The organism is Dyadobacter sp. 3J3, assembly GCF_009801115.1.
GTDB lineage: Bacteria > Bacteroidota > Bacteroidia > Cytophagales > Spirosomataceae > Dyadobacter.
Genome location: NZ_VTOL01000002.1, coordinates 590,785 through 611,783 on the forward strand (window position 1 = coordinate 590,785; position 20,999 = coordinate 611,783).

The 20,999-nt window shown below is 39.7% G+C and carries 21 protein-coding genes; 7 read left to right on the top strand and 14 right to left on the bottom strand.

What is annotated here, in order from left to right:
* Positions 1-396: 396 nt before the first annotated feature.
* The 5 genes from FZF08_RS06380 to FZF08_RS06390 all read right to left on the bottom strand — a co-directional run bounded on the left by FZF08_RS06380 (position 397) and on the right by FZF08_RS06390 (position 2,954).
* Positions 397-720, bottom strand: coding sequence for a hypothetical protein (locus FZF08_RS06380; RefSeq protein WP_159467792.1), 324 nt, complete (start codon positions 718-720; stop codon positions 397-399).
* A gap of 153 nt (positions 721-873) precedes the next feature.
* Positions 874-1,083: an alpha/beta hydrolase fold domain-containing protein gene (locus FZF08_RS32030; protein ID WP_255463419.1), complete on the bottom strand. Its 210-nt coding sequence runs from the start codon at positions 1,081-1,083 to the stop codon at positions 874-876.
* Positions 1,043-1,660, bottom strand: a complete 618-nt coding sequence (locus FZF08_RS06385) for an alpha/beta hydrolase (RefSeq protein ID WP_255463420.1) — start codon at positions 1,658-1,660, stop codon at positions 1,043-1,045. Before FZF08_RS06385 ends, FZF08_RS32030 begins: the two co-directional genes overlap by 41 nt.
* Positions 1,661-1,662: 2 nt before the next feature.
* Positions 1,663-1,905, bottom strand: coding sequence for a hypothetical protein (locus FZF08_RS31710; RefSeq protein ID WP_229216435.1), 243 nt, complete (start codon positions 1,903-1,905; stop codon positions 1,663-1,665).
* A 26-nt stretch (positions 1,906-1,931) separates the two neighbouring features.
* Positions 1,932-2,954: an alpha/beta hydrolase gene (locus FZF08_RS06390; protein WP_159467793.1), complete on the bottom strand. Its 1,023-nt coding sequence runs from the start codon at positions 2,952-2,954 to the stop codon at positions 1,932-1,934.
* Between the two features lie 553 nt (positions 2,955-3,507).
* Between FZF08_RS06390 and FZF08_RS06395 the strand changes: the two genes are divergently transcribed.
* The 4 genes from FZF08_RS06395 to FZF08_RS06410 all read left to right on the top strand — a co-directional run bounded on the left by FZF08_RS06395 (position 3,508) and on the right by FZF08_RS06410 (position 8,464).
* Entirely contained in the window at positions 3,508-4,716 is a 1,209-nt protein-coding gene (locus tag FZF08_RS06395; protein ID WP_159467794.1) for an MFS transporter, read from the top strand.
* Positions 4,717-5,802: 1,086 nt separating this feature from the next.
* Complete coding sequence (locus FZF08_RS06400) at positions 5,803-6,549, top strand: hypothetical protein (protein ID WP_159467795.1); 747 nt, start codon at positions 5,803-5,805, stop codon at positions 6,547-6,549.
* Positions 6,550-7,256: 707 nt separating this feature from the next.
* Entirely contained in the window at positions 7,257-8,096 is an 840-nt protein-coding gene (locus FZF08_RS06405; protein ID WP_159467796.1) for a sulfite exporter TauE/SafE family protein, read from the top strand.
* Entirely contained in the window at positions 8,093-8,464 is a 372-nt protein-coding gene (locus FZF08_RS06410; protein ID WP_159467797.1) for a DUF1634 domain-containing protein, read from the top strand. The genes FZF08_RS06405 and FZF08_RS06410 overlap by 4 nt, the downstream gene beginning before the upstream one ends.
* Before the next feature lie 179 nt (positions 8,465-8,643).
* Here FZF08_RS06410 and FZF08_RS06415 read toward each other — a convergent pair whose 3' ends face one another.
* Both FZF08_RS06415 and FZF08_RS32270 read right to left on the bottom strand, forming a co-directional pair.
* Positions 8,644-11,076, bottom strand: a complete 2,433-nt coding sequence (locus tag FZF08_RS06415; RefSeq protein ID WP_159467798.1) for a sensor histidine kinase — start codon at positions 11,074-11,076, stop codon at positions 8,644-8,646.
* Positions 11,077-11,614: 538 nt separating this feature from the next.
* Positions 11,615-11,881 carry a phage integrase SAM-like domain-containing protein gene (locus FZF08_RS32270; RefSeq protein WP_159467888.1) on the bottom strand — a complete coding sequence of 89 codons (267 nt, stop codon included), beginning with the start codon at positions 11,879-11,881 and terminating at the stop codon, positions 11,615-11,617.
* A gap of 977 nt (positions 11,882-12,858) precedes the next feature.
* Here FZF08_RS32270 and FZF08_RS32035 point away from each other — a divergent pair.
* The 3 genes from FZF08_RS32035 (at position 12,859) to FZF08_RS06430 (ending at position 15,420) form a co-directional block, all read left to right on the top strand.
* The gene (locus FZF08_RS32035) at positions 12,859-12,984 is read left to right on the top strand and encodes a hypothetical protein (RefSeq protein ID WP_255463422.1); all 126 of its coding nucleotides are present in this window, start codon (positions 12,859-12,861) and stop codon (positions 12,982-12,984) included.
* Positions 12,985-13,346: 362 nt separating this feature from the next.
* Positions 13,347-13,484, top strand: coding sequence for a hypothetical protein (locus FZF08_RS06425; RefSeq protein WP_159467799.1), 138 nt, complete (start codon positions 13,347-13,349; stop codon positions 13,482-13,484).
* A 193-nt stretch (positions 13,485-13,677) separates the two neighbouring features.
* Positions 13,678-15,420: an MOSC and FAD-binding oxidoreductase domain-containing protein gene (locus FZF08_RS06430; RefSeq protein WP_159467800.1), complete on the top strand. Its 1,743-nt coding sequence runs from the start codon at positions 13,678-13,680 to the stop codon at positions 15,418-15,420.
* 1,087 nt (positions 15,421-16,507) lie between these two features.
* On the opposite strand, the gene FZF08_RS06440 is transcribed toward FZF08_RS06430, so the two are convergent.
* The 7 genes from FZF08_RS06440 to mug form a co-directional block, all read right to left on the bottom strand.
* Entirely contained in the window at positions 16,508-17,581 is a 1,074-nt protein-coding gene (locus FZF08_RS06440) for a nitronate monooxygenase family protein (RefSeq protein ID WP_159467801.1), read from the bottom strand.
* A gap of 3 nt (positions 17,582-17,584) precedes the next feature.
* Complete coding sequence (locus tag FZF08_RS06445; protein ID WP_159467802.1) at positions 17,585-17,953, bottom strand: nuclear transport factor 2 family protein; 369 nt, start codon at positions 17,951-17,953, stop codon at positions 17,585-17,587.
* A gap of 84 nt (positions 17,954-18,037) precedes the next feature.
* Complete coding sequence (locus FZF08_RS06450; protein WP_159467803.1) at positions 18,038-18,784, bottom strand: SDR family NAD(P)-dependent oxidoreductase; 747 nt, start codon at positions 18,782-18,784, stop codon at positions 18,038-18,040.
* A gap of 25 nt (positions 18,785-18,809) precedes the next feature.
* Complete coding sequence (locus tag FZF08_RS06455; RefSeq protein WP_159467804.1) at positions 18,810-19,025, bottom strand: 4-oxalocrotonate tautomerase family protein; 216 nt, start codon at positions 19,023-19,025, stop codon at positions 18,810-18,812.
* A gap of 10 nt (positions 19,026-19,035) precedes the next feature.
* Positions 19,036-19,569 carry a YceI family protein gene (locus tag FZF08_RS06460; RefSeq protein ID WP_159467805.1) on the bottom strand — a complete coding sequence of 178 codons (534 nt, stop codon included), beginning with the start codon at positions 19,567-19,569 and terminating at the stop codon, positions 19,036-19,038.
* Between the two features lie 97 nt (positions 19,570-19,666).
* Positions 19,667-20,245 (bottom strand): Crp/Fnr family transcriptional regulator, encoded by a 579-nt coding sequence (locus FZF08_RS06465; protein WP_159467806.1) that lies wholly within the window; start codon positions 20,243-20,245, stop codon positions 19,667-19,669.
* Positions 20,246-20,467: 222 nt separating this feature from the next.
* Positions 20,468-20,983, bottom strand: a complete 516-nt coding sequence (gene mug, locus FZF08_RS06470) for a G/U mismatch-specific DNA glycosylase (RefSeq protein ID WP_159467807.1) — start codon at positions 20,981-20,983, stop codon at positions 20,468-20,470.
* Positions 20,984-20,999: the final 16 nt, after the last annotated feature.

A 20,999-nucleotide genomic window follows, 5' to 3' on the forward strand; every position in this document is an offset into this window, starting at 1 on the left:
ATAAGTTCGAATCTCTTCCTCTCTACAAGTAAGATAATCAAAAGCAATCAAAAGCCTGTAAATTAACCATTTACGGGCTTTTTCTTTGCCGCGATTGTATCAAAATATTCAGTTTTTCACAAAAATTAGGTGAGCAATATATATCGGCAAAATAATTGCTCACCTAAAGGCTCATAAAGCAGTGTACTACAACCCGTTTACTCAATTTACATCTTGATTTTTACGTGATGCACTCATAATTTTATTAATTAAAAAATTGAATGCTATGCTATCAAGAAACTTATCCCTGTTTTTTTATCTAAAGAAACCGAATAAACACATTTCAGTAGTTAAAATAAAACATTGCAAACGCATTAGCGAGCAATCAAACTTAACTACCAAAAACGATCCATTTCCTTAAGTCTTGTCCGGACCAAGGATCTCAGGTCTTGCGGTGAAAACGCTGGCGTAATATTTAAAATATGAAATACATAAGAAAACATTTAATATCAGCATGCCAACGGCTATGGGCACTCCGGAAGGAGCCAGAATTGTGTGAAATAAAAAGATGTTTACTGTCACCGGTAAGAGCATTAGCAAAAAGAAAGTGGTGTAGCGATTGATCAGTAAAAAGAGTCTCCCTAATATTTCTACAGTCTTTAAAAACTGAAAGAAGTAGCCGGAGCCGATCAGCCCTTGTAAAGAGGCATCACCTTCTTTCCCCATTGGCGGATGTTTCATGGGAATAAAATTGAGAAAGAAATTAAATCCGAATATGAAATATATCAGGCCCAACAATATGCGGGCAATTAAGGATAATGTTTTCATCTTTTATCCAAATCAACTTGTTGTAATGATGAATTTCCATTTAATTACTTTAGATATTTCCGCATTTCAGCGGCAGCTTGGATGAACAGAGATTTGGTCTGCGGCAGATCGGCCAATCCGGTTAAGCAGGCCCCAATCGTGTATAACGCCATTATAGCGAACCGTGGTAACCGGCAGCCTTGCTTGTTCTAATAGACGGCCGTAAGTTTCACCATCATCGCGCAAAACATCATTCTCAGCTACTTGAATCAGCGTTGGTGGAAGACCGTTGTTCACTTGTTGCCTTTACTGGAGAGGCATGAATGTCATCTCTTTTGCTCTCATCAGCTATATACATGTTATACATCCATTTCATTAATGGCGTTGTAAGGAATCGCTGGTCGCCAAATGCGCGGTAAGATTCAGTTTCGAAATTATGGTCGAGGATCGGCCACATCATAATCTGCAAACTTATATGAGTTCCGTTATTTTCCTTAGCCTTGATCGCTGTAACAGCGGTCATGTTACCTCCCACGCTATTACCAACCACTGCCAGCTTTTGCCCGTCCACATTTATCTCGCCACCCCGTGCCGCAACCCATTTAGTAGCCGCATAGATCTGGTCGATCTGCGTTGGGTAAGCAGCATCTGGTGTACGCTCATAGTCGACAAAAACGCCGGCGCAACCTGAAAGAACAGCAAGATTCCTCACCATATGCTGATGTGTAGGAAAGTCCCCTAATACCCAACCACCACCATGTATGTAAAAAAAGACTGGCAGGTTTCCCTTTAAGCCATTCGGGCGAACAATACTCAATTGAATATTCTTCCCTTCGGCTTGAATCGTCTTTTCGGATATGGTAACGCCAGACATATCTACTTTATAAGCTTTTTGGACATCGACCAATGCATGTCGTGCTGCACAGGTGTAAGCGTTTCTAACCCCGGACTACCGGTATTCAGCGTTTTAAGAAAAGTTTTAACTGCCGGTCTAAGATGTTCATCCGTGGCATAATACTTTACTTGCGATCTTGCGTCGAAGGCGTTTAATGTCACCAAAAGTGCTGTGCCTGTGATAATCTGGACCAGCTTAGAAATTGAAGTGAATAACTTTTTCATATCTATAATTTTGGTTACGTTGGATATTAATTGCCAAGCTTATCATCTGCCTTAAAAAGGTGATTTTTAAGCTCAGCAGCTGCATGTTCAAACAGGGAACGTGTAGGATGGATATAGGCAAGAGGATTAAGTAAACCAAAATCGTGGATCATACCATTATAGCGTACAACTGTCGTTCTTACTCCGGCCTCATCTAGCTTCCGGCCATAAGCTTCACCTTCATCGCGCAACACATCATTTTCGGCGACCTGGATAAGTGCATGAGGCAGTCCTGTCAATTGCTCTTTTGTTGCCTGTAACGGTGATGCATATATCACATTCCGGTCTTTGGGATCAGGAATGTACATGTCGTAGAACCATTTCATTAACGGTGTGGTCAGGAAGCGGTCCTTTCCAAAACGCTTATAAGAAAAAGTTGTAAAATCAGCATCTAGTATCGGCCACATCAGGATCTGAAGTTTAATTTCCTGACCATTATTTTCCTTCGCTTTTAAAGTCGTGACCGCAGTCATATTCCCGCCAACACTGTTCCCTACGACTGCCATGCGTTTGCCGTCAACGTTGATCTCAGGACCATTTTCAGCGACCCACTTAGTAGCAGCATAAATTTCATTGATAGCACGGGGATATGCTGCATCAGGCGTTCTTGTGTAATTAACAAACACGCCTGCAACACCAGACAGTACCACCAAGTCACGGACCATTCTTTTATGCGTCGGGTAATCACCTAAAAGCCAGCCACCACCGTGAATAAAAATGAATACAGGCAAAACATCTTCTACACCTTCAGGACGTACTATATTTAAAAGGACCTCGTAGCCATCAGCATTAATAGTATATTCCGATTCCTCAACGCCAGACATGTCGATCTCCACAGAAAGCTGCGCCTTCTCCAGTACTTTGCGTGCTTCTAGCGGCGGGAGCGATTCTATCGGAACGCTTCCCGGCCCATTTAGTACTTTAAGAAATTCCCTGACTTCTACTGAAAGGATGAGATCCTGATCAAATGGTGGAATAACCACGTCATCATTTTTGTTTTGTGTTTCCATTGCTTTTGATTTTAACTTTTATGTAAATATCCAGCACTTCTTTTCCGGGTAATCCAGTCCCATCTAACAATATGCACTCCAAACTTTAACTAAGTTAGTGCCATTGTAAAAATGGCTGACTATCAGTTAATTATAATTTTAATAAAAAAATCAAAGATGCGAAATATCACTTTACAGGAGGGAATTATCTAAATATCATCAATGTCGTTTTGATCATTGTTTACACAGATGTTTATTCACTGGAGGCGTAAATTATAATGCAATGTGCGTGGCAAGAAAATTTGCGGCTTCGTGAAATTTGTAATAGAAATGATAATCTCAAATTGCCTTAATAAACATTCCTAATCCGAACTCTAGAAACCGTTATTCACCAAACACTGGTTAAATAACGAAATAGCAATAGTTGATACTGCTCCATTCTCGCATAATCAATTTATTATCAATTGATTAATAAAAGGTATAATAATTTATTTTAGTTGATAAAATATTTCTCAATTGCCATTAGGTTCTGGCAGTATACCGAGACTTCAAACCATTAAATGTCCTAAGCGTCATGACGAAAAATGTTTCCATTCCCGGCCTGGCTGATAACAGCCGAGAAAAGTTACTTTGGCTACTTGCATCTGCAACATTTATCATATTCTTTCAAGCATACATGATCGCTCCGTTAATTCCCTCCTTATCAGAAATTTTTAAGGTATCTCAACAATTTACGGGAATACTTATACCGGCTTACCTAATCCCATATGCCGTTTCGACATTGTTTTTCGGATTACTGGCTGATCGCTTCCTGCCAACCAGCATCATTACGGCGTCGCTGCTAGCATTCATCTCAATATCATTCCTAACAGCGACGGCCGCAGACATTAATCAGTTTATATTCTGGCGTTTTCTCACCGGAGTCGGCTCAAGTGGTGTTATTCCGATTTCCGTGGCATTGACTGGTAGGTTGTTTACTTTTGAAGAAAGGGGCAGGCCTCTTGGGTTGCTGTTCGGGGCTATGGCAGGAGGTGCCGCTACTGGTTCCACACTAGGTGTTGCTATGGCGCCGCATACCGGCTGGCGGTTATTATTTGTAGGACTTGCCATTCTTGCAACGATCGTTCTCATTCTTCTTAAATTGACGATTAAACAGTTGCGTTTCCCAAAGCAAATGACTAGTGGCCTGACCATAAATAAGATTGTTAATGGATATTACAGACTGCTGGCGCAAAGGCGCGGCTTGAGGACCTACTTTTATGTCTTTTGCAATGGAGTATTCCATTCCGGGGTGTTCACTTGGCTGGGGCTTTACCTAAAAGACAATTACCATCTAACTGAAATGCAAATCGGGCTGGCGCTAATGGGGTATGGTCTACCTGGTTTTTTCTTTGGCCCGGTGATTGGAAAAGCAGCAGATAGAAATGGGAGAAGTCGTTTATTGCCGATAGGCTTTTTAATCAGTGCGATAAGCGTTGGATTACTTCCTTTACATATTCCGATTTGGCTGGCCTGCATTTTTATTACCACCTTGTCGTTGGGCTATGACCTTAGTCAGCCTCTACTCGCAGGCATCGTGAGCGATTTTGGAAAACACCAGCCTGGACAGGCAATGGGGTTAAATGTTTTTATGCTTTTTATGGGCTTTGGCATAGGCAGCCTCCTTTTCGGCGCCCTGGTGCCATATGGGTGGGCTATTGCTCTATTAACGTTTACCAGCTTTCAACTGGCTATTTCTATCATTGGTTTTCGAGTCTTTAAGCACGAGACCAATAAGAATTAAAATTCCACGCTTGAAAACCATTTTTTCTGTGGCGCGCTTATTTATTGTAATAGAACAAACACACCGTAAAGATATATATATCCATTTAAGGAACAATTATCTGCGAGCAAACTCGAACTGCAACTCTGGCAATTAGCATGGATTACGTTTGGCCAAACAAGCCACTTTATTCAAATTTTCCATAACTATTGATCCCTTAAAACTTGGGAATATTATTTGCTTGGTCCTATACACCTGCGAATACTAATTTGGTAAAAAAGTCAACTTTAATAACAAAGCCGCCGAATTTGGGATCAAAAGAAGCAGTTGGTTTGGCGGCGATAACTCCTTTCAAATCTCTTCCACCTTTTTTTAACTGGCTTCACTTTCACGGATCGTGGCCAGCATGTCGTGAAATTGAATAAGTTGCTCTTGATTGCCGATCGGCCCATGTCCAGGGATGACGATAGTTCGCTTATCGATATACGCCACACTATGTGCAGCCGCAGTGATCATTCCATCAATGCTTCCGCCGGTCGCGTAATCAATGAACGGATAATAACCATTTCAGAAAGTATCTGCTACCTGTATGATATCTGCATTTGGAAAATACCATGTGTTAATGATCAATTTAGTAACCCTCAATATACTGCTAGTGGATCTAGCTGAATTTGGATAATGGCACCAAACCTTAAAATCCCTGTTTGAAGTATTTTTTTTAACTCCGGTGCCTGAGCGATTGAAAGGCTTGAAAAAAAAAGCTAAAAAAAACAATAGTCACCATCGCTGGGGCTTGTGCCCACCGAGATAATCCTTAAACCAAATAATAACGCAAAATATTCAAGCTGCTAAAGGGTATTGCGATTGTGAATTAGCTAAATATCAAAGCCCTACCTACATGCCACTGATTAAGTATAGACTCGTCAGTTATTGATATATCAATAACTTGTAAAAATTCTCGTAATACCGCTAATATAATTTTATTTTAAATTACATAAAACTCTCATATACAACGTATTAGCTAATGGCATAGAAATAGTTAACAGCACGATAAACTATATTCTAAATAAAAAACATCTTCTTATTTCACACATCAACCTTCTGACTATGACAACACCTATCCGAGAATCATTTATTGAATTTATGCCCGTAAGTATTTTCGGTAGCGTAATGGGTTTATGTGGCCTTAGTTTCGCCTGGCATCGTGCTGCACAGCTGTGGAAAGTTAGCAGAGTTATTGCAGATGTGACTGGCTACGTCGCGATTGTTTCGTTTATTCTACTGTCGGTTTGTTACCTTTTAAAATTCATAAGATTGCGGTCGTTGGTGATCGCCGAGTTCAGGTCGCCCGCGTCCATCTGGTTTTTTGCCACCTATATTATTTGTCTATTGCTACTTACTGGCTTATTATCATCTCAAATGCCACGCCTGGCTATCGGGATATGGTATATAGGTGTATTGTTAATGCTTTTATTTGCAAGTTATATATCAAGAAATCGGCTAGATGAACGTCAGGAGCCGGAACATACGATGCCTGTTTGGATACTGCCCATCGCAGTTACCTTAAATATTCCGATCATCGGCAATCAATTACCAGTAATCGGCATCTATGAATTCTCTTTGATGGCGTTTGGCATCGGCAGTATATTCTCTATCGTCCTGTCGAAAATCATACTATCTAGGCTCATTTTTCAAGCACCTGCTCCTGTTGCAGCACAGCCTGCTCATTTAATTTTAACAGCACCGCTGGCACTGGCCTTTACCGTATATTTTCAGCTGAATGGCGAATTAAATATTGTTGCGAGTAGCCTGTTGTATTTCAACCTTTTTTTTTGGACTGGTCCTAGGCAGTAAGATTTTTTTGATTCCCCTTTCATGTCCGTTCAAGGTGACCTGGAGGTCTGTAAGTTTTCCATTGTCCGCGATAACCGTTTCCACTATGATTTATGCATTGCATAAGGGTGCCGGCATTCATTACCTGCCGGAAGCCTGCTCACTCTGAGCTCTCTATTCATTGCTTACCTGGTTCTTGAACCTATTTACAGAATTTTAACAAAAACGTTTTAGCAAATCCAAACCTATATATTAAAAATTACGCTTTCTGGATCGACTTACTATCAAATAACTAATAACGATAGTCAGGGACTGATTAGAATTTGATCTCGTGAAAGTTATTCATTACCAAACAAACAAATAAATAACGGTACTTAGATTGAAGTATTTACAGATCACCACATGATGCGGGATTAGCGTTGGAAGTCTCATAAAATATTAGAAACGTAATAATTTGAAAAATGAAACCGATTAGGCGGAACAAACACCGATCCATCCTCACATTTACATTTAGCGGGATGCATTTAATCCGGGTCGTAAATCCGCGAGGTTGCGACATCTCAAAAGGGATCTGTTAATCGCGATCACAGACGAGCTACCCAGCAAATGAGCGATCAAAATCTGGAAACAATTTAATACTGTGACTTCAACAGCAATTTTTAGAGGCTCCATACAAAAGCCTTAGGTATTACTAGTTTTATTGTTAACCATTCTATTGCATATCCGTTATGAGCATTCTGATACTTACACTGTCAATTTTGATCGGGGCCTATTTTGCCGGTCTTATCGGCTCAATGACCGGGCTAGGGGGAGGTTTTATTATTATCCCTTTACTAACCCTATTTTTACATGTCAATATCCACTATGCGGTTGGCGCTTCGCTAATATCAGTTATCGCTACTTCATCCGGCGCGGGAGCGGCACGCATCCGAGAAGATGTCACCAATCTCCGTCTGGCAATGTTCCTAGAGATCGCAACAACAATCGGCGCGATCGTCGGTGCACTTTATTCCGTATATGTCCCTGCCCACATTATCCCAGTTATGATCGGTACCATCTTGATCTTCTCATCGGTAATGTCCTTACGCAAAAAGAAAGATGTGCCTTGCCAGGAACTCTCAAAGATGGCTCAACTTTTAAAATTGAATGGCTCTTACGTTAATAGCGATCAAATTATACCCTACACTATCAAAAATGTTATAGGAGGCTTCATTTCCATGTTATTTGCAGGCGTCGTGTCAGGATTATTAGGAATTGGCTCAGGTGCCTTGAAAGTATTTGCCATGGACACCGTGATGAACGTCCCATTTAAAGTTTCTACAACTACCAGCAATTTCATGATAGGTGTGACCGCTGCTGCCAGCGCTGTTATTTATTTTCAGCGCGGTTATATGGATCCCGTAATTGCCATGCCTGTGGGTATAGGTGTAGTTTTCGGGTCTTTAACAGGAGCTAAATTGCTGACCAAGATAAATTCACCTCAATTGCTTCGTCTGCTATTTGCAGGCGTTGTATCTCTGCTTGCTATGCAGATGATTTATAACGGCTTAAAAATCCATATTAAATGAAAAGTCCAAATACCGACCGCCTGCAACGCTTGACGAGCTTAACGCTAAGATCTGGAGTTATAATGTCGCTCTTCTTTATGATGATCGGCGGGATCGCCTTTCTAACAAAACACAGCGGGGATGTCAGCGAATTTTCCACATTCACCGCACATAGAATATCTGTTCCGGACATATTTTGGGCCGCGATCAAATTGCAAAGCAAAGCATTGATTAACGTAGGCATTATCATACTTATTACGACCCCGGTTATGAGGGTCTTACTTTCTTTTTTCATTTTTGCATTGCAGAGAGACCGTTTGTATGCAGTTATCACGCTACTAGTAATGGCGATTATTTTAATCAGTATCGCCAGCGGACACACTTCATAAAGCATTCGCCGAAGGCATAACATGCCCAAAATAAGCCATTTCATGAACTGCGGCAAATACTTACCATACCCGTTCCGCAACTAATCATTACAATTTGATCAGCCTAGCCAAAGTTGATTTGGATTTGATTGGCATATCTTCTCACCAAAAACTCCTTCCATCATATTGTAAAAACTTTACTAGATATCGGCAACATACAGTAACTCGTCTATTTTAAAGCCAATGGTAATTGTAGTACCATTATAGTTTTCAATTTGACAATCTGCTTTGATATCTTCGGATAAGCCTCTCAATAATTTTAGTCCAAGTGTAGATGATGAATCGCCTAATTGCTCGACAGGGATACCAATACCATTATCAGAAATTTTTAAGCTAACCTGATCGTCAAATTCTTTTAAACTAATTAAAACAATCCCTCTTTTTCCGTTAGGAAAAGCATATTTTATTGAATTAGTAACAGCCTCGTTAATTATTAATGAAAGCGGTACGGCATAGGATACTCCCAGCTTAATAGAATCAACATCGAGTTCAAACCTTATTCTATTTCCAGTATCAAAACTATCGCGAAGATAGCCTACGAACTCAGGAAGAAATACTGACATGTCAACGGTTTTGATGTCTTCGGACTGATATAATTTTTGATGGATTAGCGACATCGCATAAATGCGATGCTGACTGATTTCCAGAGCTTTTAAAGCATCATTTTCCAAATAACCAGCCTGTGATTCTAAAAGACATATAACGGTATGTAAGTTATTTTTTACACGGTGATGAACTTCTTTAAGCAACCATTCCTTAGATAATAGCAGCTCATTTTTTTCTTTTATCACATCCAATAACTGTACATTTTTTTTATCTATCTCCTTGCTTTGCTTTCTGTTAATATAATACCGGTTGTATAATAAGCTAATAATTAAGATGGCTATGGAGAGACCGACAATAATAAAAATTCTCAAATTTCTAGCCTGTTGAATCTGCAAAGCACTTTTAGCCTCGAGAATTTGTAAGTCCTTTTCCTTCTGGATCATCAGAACCTGTAATTTCAGCTCGGCGATACTTTTTGCATCATTAGTACTAGTATATTTATTTTTAAAAGTAATGTGCTTATAAAGGTTCGCAGATGCAGATTTGTAATTTCCATTTAAAGAGTCGATTTTATATAATGCCATATGAACATCTGATAATGCAGAAATTCCTTCATCCTTTGGCCCAGGCAGTTCTAAATATTTTTTTAAATAGCTTTCAGCTTTGCTATATTTCTTGTTTTCAAAATAGAACATCCCTATCGTGTATTTGATCTGAGATGCTCGTATATTCTTCGTGATGAGGCTATCTCTTTCCTGGATCTCGTCAGTCAGGATATAATATTTTTCTGCTAATCGGTAATTCTTTAAGGTGTGATAAGTATCTGCAAACGCTTGATAAACCATATTTTTGATCCGGTCGCTGGCTGGAGGAATGTCTTTCAGCATGTGTCTTAAAAGGTTAATCGCTTGAATTGACTTACCACTTGCATTTAAATTGTCCGTGTGATTAATTAACGCCAAATAAATATCCTGATCACGGTTTTTACTGAATATTACCATTGCTTTCTTTAGCCAATAGTCTGAAAATTCATATGCAGTTGTCTGGCGACCGCCTTTGATATGACCCATTTTTGTATAAAAATATGGCAATCCCAAACTGTCTTTGGTCGCGAGAGAGGATTTAATTGTTTTCAATTCATATTCAAGAGCATTATGCTCATTTCCTGAAATAATGTCGATGAGTGACAAAATATCATAAGTATAATGGAGATAAGGAAAACCGAGTTTCCTTTGCAAAGACAGCGCCACTAGTGCACTGTTTTTAGCGCCATTTAGATTTTTTAATAGAAAATACAGATAACTTAAATTCATCTGACTATTAATTTGCCTGGCTGCCTGGCCCGTCAGCTTGTAAATTTCATTAGCCTTTTCAATGCTATTTACTTTTAATCTCATGGTGGCGGCACCTGGCGGAATATACGTACCTTGCATGTCCCATGCCTTTGCTTCCATTTTCTTGTCACCAGATTTGTGACTTTTAATGATAACTGTTTTAAAACAGTCAGTTCCCTCCTTTACCCGGTTTTCCTTAAAATAGTTTTTACCCAGCAAACAAAGAGTATAGTTTAACCAGAATGTTGAATGTAACGATTCACTTTCAATTTTAGCTTTTGTTAAAAAATACTGTGCACTGTCTCTGTCCATTTGACGATAACCAGGCTGAAAGGCATAGTATGCCCCTAAGATGACAAGTAACTTAAGATGATCTAAGCCTTGAACCATAGATAATTTTGAAGTAGCAATTTTCGTTTGCCTTGAGTCTACCCATTTGTTATCTATGGAAAGTAATTGGTTATCCAGATCATCTATGATAACCGGCGATCTGCTTATTTTATTTTTTCGGCTGACCAACAGTAGACTACTATCCTGATTTACCCTACCTTCCTTAACTACGGTATAATAATTTAAACTAAGCTGGAGGAAGAGAAGTTGTTTCTCCGGACTAAGTTTTGTTGGTTGGGCCTGGCTTATCAGAGGAAGAAAAAAAAATATAGTTATCCAAATTTGTTTATTTTTTTTCCCCATTTATTCAACATATTTAAGTCTGCCAGTAGAAACGTTACTTTTTAATAGAAACTAAAACAGTTAATATTTAAAATCTGCGTATTACCTATGATAAATTGGAGTTAGCAGACTTGATGCCAAATGTCAGAATCTGCTGAACAGGATATTATATCTTTTCTTCAATTAAATTTAAAATATTATCCCGGTTTTTACAAGGCTAATAATCAAATTTTTATTTAAAGGAACATTTCTTCTGACTGATCCATATTTCATTATGTTTCTGTCAAAAGTAATAAAGCGGTTATTGTCAAAAAATATGCACTTGGTAGGTTGGATACCGGTACAATAACTATGCTTTGGATCATGGCTAGCCTTGCTATTCTTTTCCACAGTCAACCCGATCAAGGCTCTCGGAAATTTTTCACCGCTCAAAGAATTAACCAAGGAGCATTCAGACGTGTTTTGGTAGTGGTTCAATACACGGTTACGCTGATTTTTATTACCACAACAGCCGTTAGCGATGTGCAGTATAAAAATATACTATCTTTCGACCTTGGATTTAACAACAGAACAAAAATATGTCCCTTACCTTTCTCAACCTTTCGTTTGGAAATTCTTTTGTTTCGATTGCTTTTAATTCGTTTTCATCCAGCGGTCTACGATCTACTTCCTGTTTTGACATGCTGAAAGCAAAAAACAGATCACGGACAATCCATCCATTTTTTAAACAGATCAAGACTATTTTTTTGAAATAGACCAGATACTTCATAGTAGTATTGTGCGAGATATTCCGTTTATGTTTGAGGTAAAATGCATAAGATGAAATAACCCGGTAACAGGTTTAACGGCATCGACAAGATTGCGCTGAGCTTCATAAACCTTTGTTTGCAAGGAATCTAAAAAAGCATTAAGCGCACGGACATCTTTTTTCTGACCTACCTTTCTTCCTGACAACACATTCCATTTATTAGGCTCACAATCTCGCGTTTTGTAGCTATTTCAATGCGTTTTCTGTCAACGGTAAAACGCATATAAATTGGCATTTTACAATTTACATAATTTTTTGGCTTTTTAAAATAGCACAGTAATGTGAATGTTTTACTAAGCATAACTTACTTTTTTTAAGTGAACAAAAGTAGGTTTGCAGCACAAAAAAAACAAGATGTATACGAGGCAAACAAGCTGATATACAATAAATTAAACGCATTCTGGTTAGTCATTATTTCGAAGTCCATGACTCTTGATTTACTCACCAACATATTGAGAATTATTGCATATTTTGATGCATTTTCAAAAAACAAAATCCCTGTAAATAATCGATTTGCAGGGCTTTGATTTTTTTATACATTATTCATTAACCACCTGGATTCATGTAATGTAACTGAAATTCTTTGTAATGCTCTCACTCCAAGCGGACATAATTTTAACTTTTTTAAATATTACATCAATGCAAAACAATGCGGAATAAGCTAGCGAAATATGAATACAGCTTCGTGTAAAATTGAAATAACATTACGAATAATCGTTTGATTAATTTACAAAATACTTATAATCAATATGTTATATTTTGGTGTTATAATTGATTATATTACTTTAAAATAAACTTGTCTAATTGAGTTATTTAAAAGTCAAAGTTAAGATAACCAGTAGTACTAAAATACACTGGAAAGTTTGAATCGCTACTTTCCAATATCGCACTGTATAAGCTCGGTTAAGGATTTTTGAATTGAAAGATGCCCTTAAACATAATCTTGAAAGAAGTAAATGTTAAACATGCTAATTATTAATTAAACCGCCAGAAAAATGGAAAAGAGAGTTGCGGATCAACTAGTTGATATTATCCTAAAAGCAAAAATCAACAGGATTTATGCTGTAACTGATGACAGATTGAACGAGCTGAATGATACAATGGATGCATGTAAGCAATGAAGAAGCAGGAGCATTTGCAGCATCTGCCGACGCTCAATTAGTAGTAAAGCGTGCTGCGGAGAAGTAGCGGATCGGGGCATGTTTATTACCTTGTAATCGGGTTATATGATCCTCACCGATTCGCCGCACCGGTGCTAGCAATTATCCTGAATAGAAATATCAAAGGTTGGAAGAAAAATGATAACTAATTGAAGATAAGGATAATGAGCTTTTAAACATATCTAACGCCAACCTTTTTTCTGAAATTTGTAATTAAAATAATCAAATTAAAAATCATAAAAAAAGTAATTTTAAAACTGGTGCTTCATCTGGAATAGGTAAACAAACCGCTCAATATTTTGCAGCCCAGGATTGGAACGTAATTGCTTAACCAACTTGGAAACGTATTGGTAGCTAAACTGGATGCTCAGGACAGCCAAGCGATTAAGGCCGTTATTGATTCTGGTATAGCACGTTTTGGCTATATATATGGTATGATGAAAAATGCAGGTTACCGCTAGATGGGTATTTTTGAAGAAAGGTTTCTGGAAGCCTATTACCAAATAAAAAAAAGGCGAGAACCCTTCGGAAATATATTCAGATCCGGGTTTAAAGACTTTTCGCATTTTACCTACCTTTCAGAAAAGCATATAATGCCGCTCCTGTCAAAACTAAATTATAGATATAGCCAATTCATTCCAAATTACAAAATGTATGAAAGTGATTTCTGTAAATGTAAGCAGGCCTTGTGAGATCGAATGGTCTGGTCGGAAAGTAACGACTTCTATTTTTAAAGAGCCAGTTGCTGGCCGTGTTTTTGTCAGATCCCTCAATTTAGACGGAGATTCACAGGCAGACCTGATTGCACATGGTGGAGAGCATCGGGCTGTTATGGTTTATCAAATCCAGTCTTATCAATATTGGAGATCCTTATTGAAAAAAGATCTAAAGTATGGGCAATTCGGTGAGAATCTTACAGTCGATGGTCTTGCTGATGATCAAGTTTGTATCGGTGACCATTTCCAGGTAGGGTCGGCTATTTTTGAAGTGACTCAGCCCAGGGTTACCTGCTTTAAGGTAGGTATAAGCACAGGAATTCCGGAAATGCCTGCGTTGTTGGTAGCTCATCACCGTCCCGGATTTTATATGCGTGTGATTAAAGAAGGAGAGGTTTGCGCGGGGGACATAATAAGAAAAATTAAGGCTGGCGAAGAACAAATGAGCATCACCCGGATTGACAGCTTACTTTACCTGAAAGACCATCCAACAGATGAATTAGAAAAAGCAATAAAGATCAATGCACTAAGTCAGGGATGGAGGACATCTTTCTTAAATCTACTAAATACATTCAAAGTCGGAAGCCTTAATGGAAATGCCGGTTTAACAGATTTATCGTCAGGCCAAACAGCCTGGTCAGGATTCCAACAATTTTTTATTCGACACATTCAAATAGAAAGCAATGGCGTTAAGTCTTTTGAATTTGCAAGGCTGGATGGAACTCCATCCCCGAACTTCTTAGCAGGACAATACATCGCAGTTCGGATCCCTTCAAAGGATACAGTTGACCAAGTAATTCGGACGTATTCCCTATGCGGGCCACCAAGTTCAGACAATCTAAGAATTGCTGTTAAACGTGAATGTAATGGAATAGGAAGTGCATATATGCATGACCTGTTGAAAGAAGGTGATATTATTGAGATTAGTGCGCCCAGAGGAGCATTTACACTTTCCAACAATAATAGTCCTTTGGTCTTTCTATGTGCAGGCATCGGCATTACGCCTTTAATCAGCATGTTATATTCTCTTGCACATCAAAGGGTATCCAGGGAAATTTTGTTTATCAATTCCATTCGAAATGGAGACTATGAAATCTTTCGTAGCGAAATCAGGTCATTAGCGAAACAGCTTTCGTCATTTAATCAATTGACAATATTCAGCGCGCCTGGTCAGACGGAACATAAAGGAGTTGATTATGATATCGAAGGACATCTTGATCTGCATATATTATCGCAACAGGGGTTGCAACCTCAAAGTGAATATTATATTTGTGGCCCCTCAAAGTATATTCAGAATACTCTGGATGCTCTCAAAATAATAGGAATACCTGAAAAACAAATTAAGTTGGAGCAATTTGTCAGCGATCCTTTGCAATTTGCAGATCAGGGAAAAATAGCGCACCTACCCATTTTAAATGACGGCCATGGTGCACTCGTTACCTTTGCTAAAAGTAAAATTTCATTCCGGTGGAGTCCACACTTTGGTAATCTGCTGGAAGCGGCAGAAGCCTGTGACGTTCCCGTTAAATGGTCATGCCGTACAGGAGTGTGCCACCGCTGCGAAACAGGTTTGATAGATGGGGAAATTACCTATTTATCTGAACCACTGTCCCCTGCTGCAGATGCGAACGTGCTTATATGCTCTGCTGTCCCAAAAGGCGCAATTACTCTTGATCTGTAATTAATGCGAATTAAGGGTTGAAAATTGGGGAGAAATAGCGATACCAAGTCGTTCTAATTATAGAGTAAAAGATTTATTATCAGAATATTAATAGTGATTCCAAACGCTAAAAATGCACAGTATCTTCTGTTAGGCAGCCAATAGAATCCTCTTTCAATTACCTAATTGAGAAGACTGACATTCAACGTGCAAGTAAGGTCCGTTCTACCAAAGGATTACTTGTGCATCCTTTCGGGAAAATCGAAGCTGCATTTTTCCACCCGTATATAACTCTTAACTCGCATTTTTCATTAAAATGCGAAAATGTCGATTTCTACTTAATATCTCTTTCCTGTGTTTCGAATGGAATTGCTGTTTATCCCGGATAAACAATCCAGACCTTGACAAAGTCAAGGATTCCATAGTCACCAGGTACAACCGAAATGATTTTAGGGGAATATATCAATTAGCAGACACCACTTTTTCTAATCACATCACAGAGAAGTAACTTTCCGGTTTTCTAAGGAGCAATCGCAATTCAGGCAACATTCTAAGCGCCAGATTACAGTCCTTAGCAGACGAAAAATCCTTCTACTGGTTAGATTGTGAAACGAGAGATATGAAAATGACCCTCGCAGTTGCCAGCAACAAATGCACAACTTTTGGCTTTTCAAATGTTCCCATCGTGCTTTTGAAAGAAGCCCCAAACGTCAAAAAAATAATACAATAAAAACTCCGACAGATAGATTGGTTGATGGCCTAGTAATATCGCATTTCAAAAATCCGAATGGTTCAGGACTTTCAATTGGGATTATCGCTAATGGAGCCGTCCAGACCTACCACTACGGCTCTACAAATAAGACGACAAAGCAACTCCCGCCATCAAAAAAATCAATCCGGTACATTACCGCCAGTTTTTGATTGGAGGCTATAAAAAGCAGAAGACCTTCGCAAGCCAGCTTATCTCTAATTCCGAACTTGAGGGATACATTACTGACTTTCGACCAAATTTAATTCTTCGTGGAAAAGGTTGGGGAAAAGAATTGTTCATCAGCTGATAAAAGCTTTTGGATTCTGAACAGGTTTGACCAAATATAGGAGGAATATTTTAATACCGTAAGATCTCCTTTGTTTCTGCAACCAACGACGCCATGAGCTCCGACGCTTTGGTGTGTCTTAAATTAACCGTCTTTTGCCCGGACCAGAAGTTAATCATATCCTTCTTTCCCCGTAAAAGGGCAGCTTCTCTTAGCGGTCCAATCAGCCTGGTTTGAAGCGGAAAAGGTAGCACTTCCGTTTCGTTGCTGACTTCTTCTGAAATCCGGTTTCGGATCATCCTGCCCATTCTGCCAGTAAGCGACTTGGAAAGCACTGTGTATTTTGCCTCATCCGAAAGAATCTTTGCCTTGTGAAGAGGCGAAGCATTAGATTCGTCGGTAACCAGAAAAGCCGTTCCCAATTGTACGGCATCTGCGCCTAATGTAAAGGCAGCAGCAATGCCTTTGCCATCTACGATTCCACCAGCGGCTATCACAGGAGTTTTGACTTTTGCTTTCAATTGCTGAATCAGGGCAAATGTGCCGGTTAATGATTCGCTTGCCGGCCTCAGAAATGAAGGCCGATGCCCGCCGGCTTCAAATCCTGCCGCCACAATGGCATCAACATTTGCTTCTTCCAGCAACAAGGCTTCATCCAGGGTAGTGGCTGCACCAACGGTTTTGATTCCAAGTCTGCGCGCTTCGTCAAGAATCTCCTTTGACGGAATGCCAAATATAAAACTGAAAACCGCAGGCCTGATCTTAAAAATTGCTTCTACCTGTTTTTCGAATTTGGACGCAATATTCGTATCCAGATTTGGCATTGGAATCCCCAGCTCATCAAAATAAGGTTGAAAAAGTTCCTTTATTTTGGTAAGGCTCTGTTCCGAAAAATCAGCCAGCCCCTCGTCAACATCTGAAACCCAGAGATTGATATTATAGGGCTTGTCGGTCAACATCCGGATCGCCTTGTCGGCTTCCAAAATCTGTTCAGCAGTAAAGGTGTAGGCTCCAAAACTGCCAAGTCCGCCTGCATTTGAGACTGCAGCCAACAGCTGAGGCGTTGAAAATCCTCCACCCATAGGGCCGAGCAGAATTGGATACTTAATCCCTAACAGTCCGGTTATTTTCGATTCATTCCACATGGCTCAGTCGGCTACATCAGTTAGTAATTTATTTACGATAACCCATTCTCCGTTGATCTTGTTCAACAAAAACAGATCAAAATAATTGAAATCAAGCATCGGCATATGTACACTGGCAATTGCTATTGAATTAATAATTTCTATTGCCAGTACTTCCATCCTGAACTCCCCGTTCAGCTCAAATGGGCTTTTGCGGTTTTTAACGTCATCGAGATATTCGCCAGGTTTTTTAAAATAAGGTGACCCATTTACATCACCGGCTACAAGCGCCTCTGAGTGAAATACCTGTCTGAGCAATTCGATATTGCCATTAAAAACGCCGTCAAAATATTTTGACAATACTGCCGATACATTATCTGTGTAATTGTTCATTTCTTTAGAGGTTGGGGCATAAGGTATGCGTTTCTGCATGATGCATCTCCGCATACCTATAATATTTTATTGCTGATCAGGTAGTTATGCCATATGATGACCAGCAACGTGGCCTCCATCAAGATTGATGATCTCACCGGTTATAAAACTGCTGCCCGCCAGGTACAGCGCAAGTTCGGCTACATCATTGGTTTCGCCGATACGGTCAATCAGGTGAAGACCAGCAAGGCTGTCTGCGTTACTAACACCGTTTTTTGCCTGCAGCGGACTCCTGATAATTCCTGGTGCAATGCCGTTGACCCGAATGTTATTTTTACCAAATTCAGCTGCCAGCTGACGTGTCAGTGCGTGAATGCCACCTTTGCTTGATATGGGTGCAGTAGCCGGGAAACCGCCAATTGCATGATCAACCAATACGGTTCCTATATTAATAATCGAGCCTTCACCTTGTTTGAGCATTTGCCTGATCGCAGCCTGACTTGTGAAAAATGTACCTTTTAAATTGACGTTTAAAAACTGGTCGAGATAGGCTTCGGTGACATCCAGAAACGGTTTTGGCTCAAATATACCAGCGTTATTGACCAGTACATCTACACGGCCGAACCGTGTTACGGCTGCTTTAACCAATGCTTCACCAGTGTTTGTATGACTGATATCACCTGCCACCGGCACCAGCCGATCGTGATGCCCAAGTTCTTCAAAGGCTGCCTGTAAATTATATTTATTGGCCCCGTTGATGACTACATTATGTCCGTGTTCCAGGAATAAACCTGCTATCGCCTTACCGATGCCCGTAGATGCGCCGGTTACGATGATCGTTTGTGTTTTCATAATAATTTAAATATTTTTGCTGAAACTATCTGTGGGCGGTGATTCCTTTTTCCCGGAGTACGGATACCTGTTCTCCCGCATAACCCCAGTCATCAAGGTCAATTTCCTGTATCACTACATGCGTGAGCTTTGGATCTTTGTCCAACACTTCCGTGATCAGATTAGTCACTCCTACTATGAGCGCTTGTTTTTGTTCACGGGTAACGCCTTCCCGGGTCACCTCAATTTTTATGTATGGCATGGCTTTAAAGTTAAAGGGTATTTAAAGCAGTCAATTTCACATCCAGTTCAAATTCATTGTAGATCAATGTATCACCTAGATTCTGGAAAAAATTTCCTGAGCGAAACTTCATGTTATAGAGCGTGCGGTCCACGATAATTTTGCCTGATGCAGTGAGCGTTTCATCATCGATAAGCAAATCGGCAGAAAAGGTGACAGGGTTGGTAATGTCTTTGATGGTCAGATTACCGCTAACTAAATAGCTTCCCTCCTGGGTTTTGGCAGAACCGGTAATGGTGAAAAATGCTTCGGGAAAGCGGTCTGCTGAAAAGAAATCATTAGAAAATAAGTGACCTTCGAATTGTGCGTTGGTGGCCGGATCTGTCACATCCAGTATCTTTAAGGAGGCAATGTCAATGACAAAATTTCCGCCAAGATTATCATCAGTCAATGATATTGTTCCGGATTTAATGGCAATGGTACCATTATGTGCGCCGGTTACTTTTTTGCCCGTCCAGTTAATGTTACTTCGTGCGCTTGCGACTTCAAATGTTCTGGTTTCCATGTTCTTTGTTTTATCAATTGTTATTTAATTTGATAGCACAAAGTACCTCAGTAAAATTCAGTGGATTACGTGATCTAGATCACAATCGTAAACGGCATTATTTATGGTTATTGTAAAGTCTGCTGAGTGTCTCGCGCGACACGCCAAGGTAGGAGGCAATGAGGTGTTTGGGGACCAGATTATAAAGCTGGGGATACATTGCCAGCAGTTCTTCGTAGCGTGCTTTTGTGTCGTTGTTCATAAAAGACAACAGCCTTTTTTGGGAAGCAAGATATCCCTTGTTAGTCCGCCAGCGGAAGAAATGTTCAACCTGATGCAATTCGTTACAAAGCTTTTCGCGATCCTGATTGGAAAGGCAGAGCACTTCCGCGTCGGTAATGCAGTCGACACCGATCGTGGCCTTACTTTGATTATATAAAGCGCCGTAATCAGAGGTCCACCAAGTTGGCATAGCAAACTGAAGAATATACATTTTAATCTGATCATTGATAAAAAAAGCCTTCAGACATCCGGATATTACAAAGAATTCTTGATCCACCTTTTCCCCCTCACTGATCAGAACCTGCCCCTTTTTAAAGGATTTTGGTTTAAAGTGAGAAAAAAAATATTCGAATTGCTCATCACTCAGTATCGCTGTTTTTCTAACATGTTGTTTCAATATTTCCTTTGCTTCCATGATGAGGTTGGGCTGATTCAAACTTCTAAATTATCCTTTTTTTTGAAAAGGCGAAAACAGAAAATCCAACTTAAATATTTAACCACCCGATTATTTTTCTAATAATCTCACAGATAAAATCAATGACGATTAGTAAATACCGGAAAATGCATGCAATTCCAAATTATATTTTCCGTCCATCCGGAGATTTCCGTAATGCCGCAATTTGTCAGTCTTTTTTCATTAATTTAAAGCATTAAAATACATTCTCATTTCTTCATAGGCTGCTGCCAGTGCGCCCAGACTAAAACCACGGTTAAGCCCGCTTGGATTTGGTAAAACCCAGACAATATATCCTTCGAACCTATCATCCTGTAATCCCCACCCAATATTCTTTTTCCCAGAAAATGCGCAATAACCTGCCTTACCCAAAAAAGCGATGCACCTGGGTTTATATGTCTTTATTTTCTGAGAGAACCCAGCCAGGGCCATGCTAAATTCTTCTTTCGACAATTCATCCGCTTTCGTCGTTGGGCGCTCCACAGCTGTCGTCAGGCCATAGCTATATTCCAATAATGTTTGGTCATCTAAGGCCTCTATTTCGTGGCGAGTAAAGCCGGCCAGATAAAGAACCCGCCAAAAGCGGTTGCTCCTACCTGAGAAGTGATGCCCATCGACTGCCGATTTAAGGCCTGGATTTATCCCACAGAAAACGATCGTCAGGTTTTCTGAAATAATATCAGTCAGCGAGTTAGTCATATTGAATAGTGATTAA

Coding starts and splice junctions, on each gene's coding strand:
- FZF08_RS06380 (WP_159467792.1), bottom strand. CDS start 720: ATGAAACATCCGCCAATGGGGAAAGAAGGTGATGCCTCTTTACAAGGG.
- FZF08_RS06385 (WP_255463420.1), bottom strand. CDS start 1,660: ATGTCTGGCGTTACCATATCCGAAAAGACGATTCAAGCCGAAGGGAAG.
- FZF08_RS31710 (WP_229216435.1), bottom strand. CDS start 1,905: ATGAAAAAGTTATTCACTTCAATTTCTAAGCTGGTCCAGATTATCACA.
- FZF08_RS06390 (WP_159467793.1), bottom strand. CDS start 2,954: ATGGAAACACAAAACAAAAATGATGACGTGGTTATTCCACCATTTGAT.
- FZF08_RS06395 (WP_159467794.1), top strand. CDS start 3,508: ATGACGAAAAATGTTTCCATTCCCGGCCTGGCTGATAACAGCCGAGAA.
- FZF08_RS06400 (WP_159467795.1), top strand. CDS start 5,803: ATGACAACACCTATCCGAGAATCATTTATTGAATTTATGCCCGTAAGT.
- FZF08_RS06405 (WP_159467796.1), top strand. CDS start 7,257: ATGAGCATTCTGATACTTACACTGTCAATTTTGATCGGGGCCTATTTT.
- FZF08_RS06410 (WP_159467797.1), top strand. CDS start 8,093: ATGAAAAGTCCAAATACCGACCGCCTGCAACGCTTGACGAGCTTAACG.
- FZF08_RS06415 (WP_159467798.1), bottom strand. CDS start 11,076: ATGGGGAAAAAAAATAAACAAATTTGGATAACTATATTTTTTTTTCTT.
- FZF08_RS32035 (WP_255463422.1), top strand. CDS start 12,859: ATGGAAAAGAGAGTTGCGGATCAACTAGTTGATATTATCCTAAAAGCA.
- FZF08_RS06430 (WP_159467800.1), top strand. CDS start 13,678: ATGAAAGTGATTTCTGTAAATGTAAGCAGGCCTTGTGAGATCGAATGG.
- FZF08_RS06440 (WP_159467801.1), bottom strand. CDS start 17,581: ATGTGGAATGAATCGAAAATAACCGGACTGTTAGGGATTAAGTATCCA.
- FZF08_RS06445 (WP_159467802.1), bottom strand. CDS start 17,953: ATGAACAATTACACAGATAATGTATCGGCAGTATTGTCAAAATATTTT.
- FZF08_RS06450 (WP_159467803.1), bottom strand. CDS start 18,784: ATGAAAACACAAACGATCATCGTAACCGGCGCATCTACGGGCATCGGT.
- FZF08_RS06455 (WP_159467804.1), bottom strand. CDS start 19,025: ATGCCATACATAAAAATTGAGGTGACCCGGGAAGGCGTTACCCGTGAA.
- FZF08_RS06460 (WP_159467805.1), bottom strand. CDS start 19,569: ATGGAAACCAGAACATTTGAAGTCGCAAGCGCACGAAGTAACATTAAC.
- FZF08_RS06465 (WP_159467806.1), bottom strand. CDS start 20,245: ATGGAAGCAAAGGAAATATTGAAACAACATGTTAGAAAAACAGCGATA.
- mug (WP_159467807.1), bottom strand. CDS start 20,983: ATGACTAACTCGCTGACTGATATTATTTCAGAAAACCTGACGATCGTT.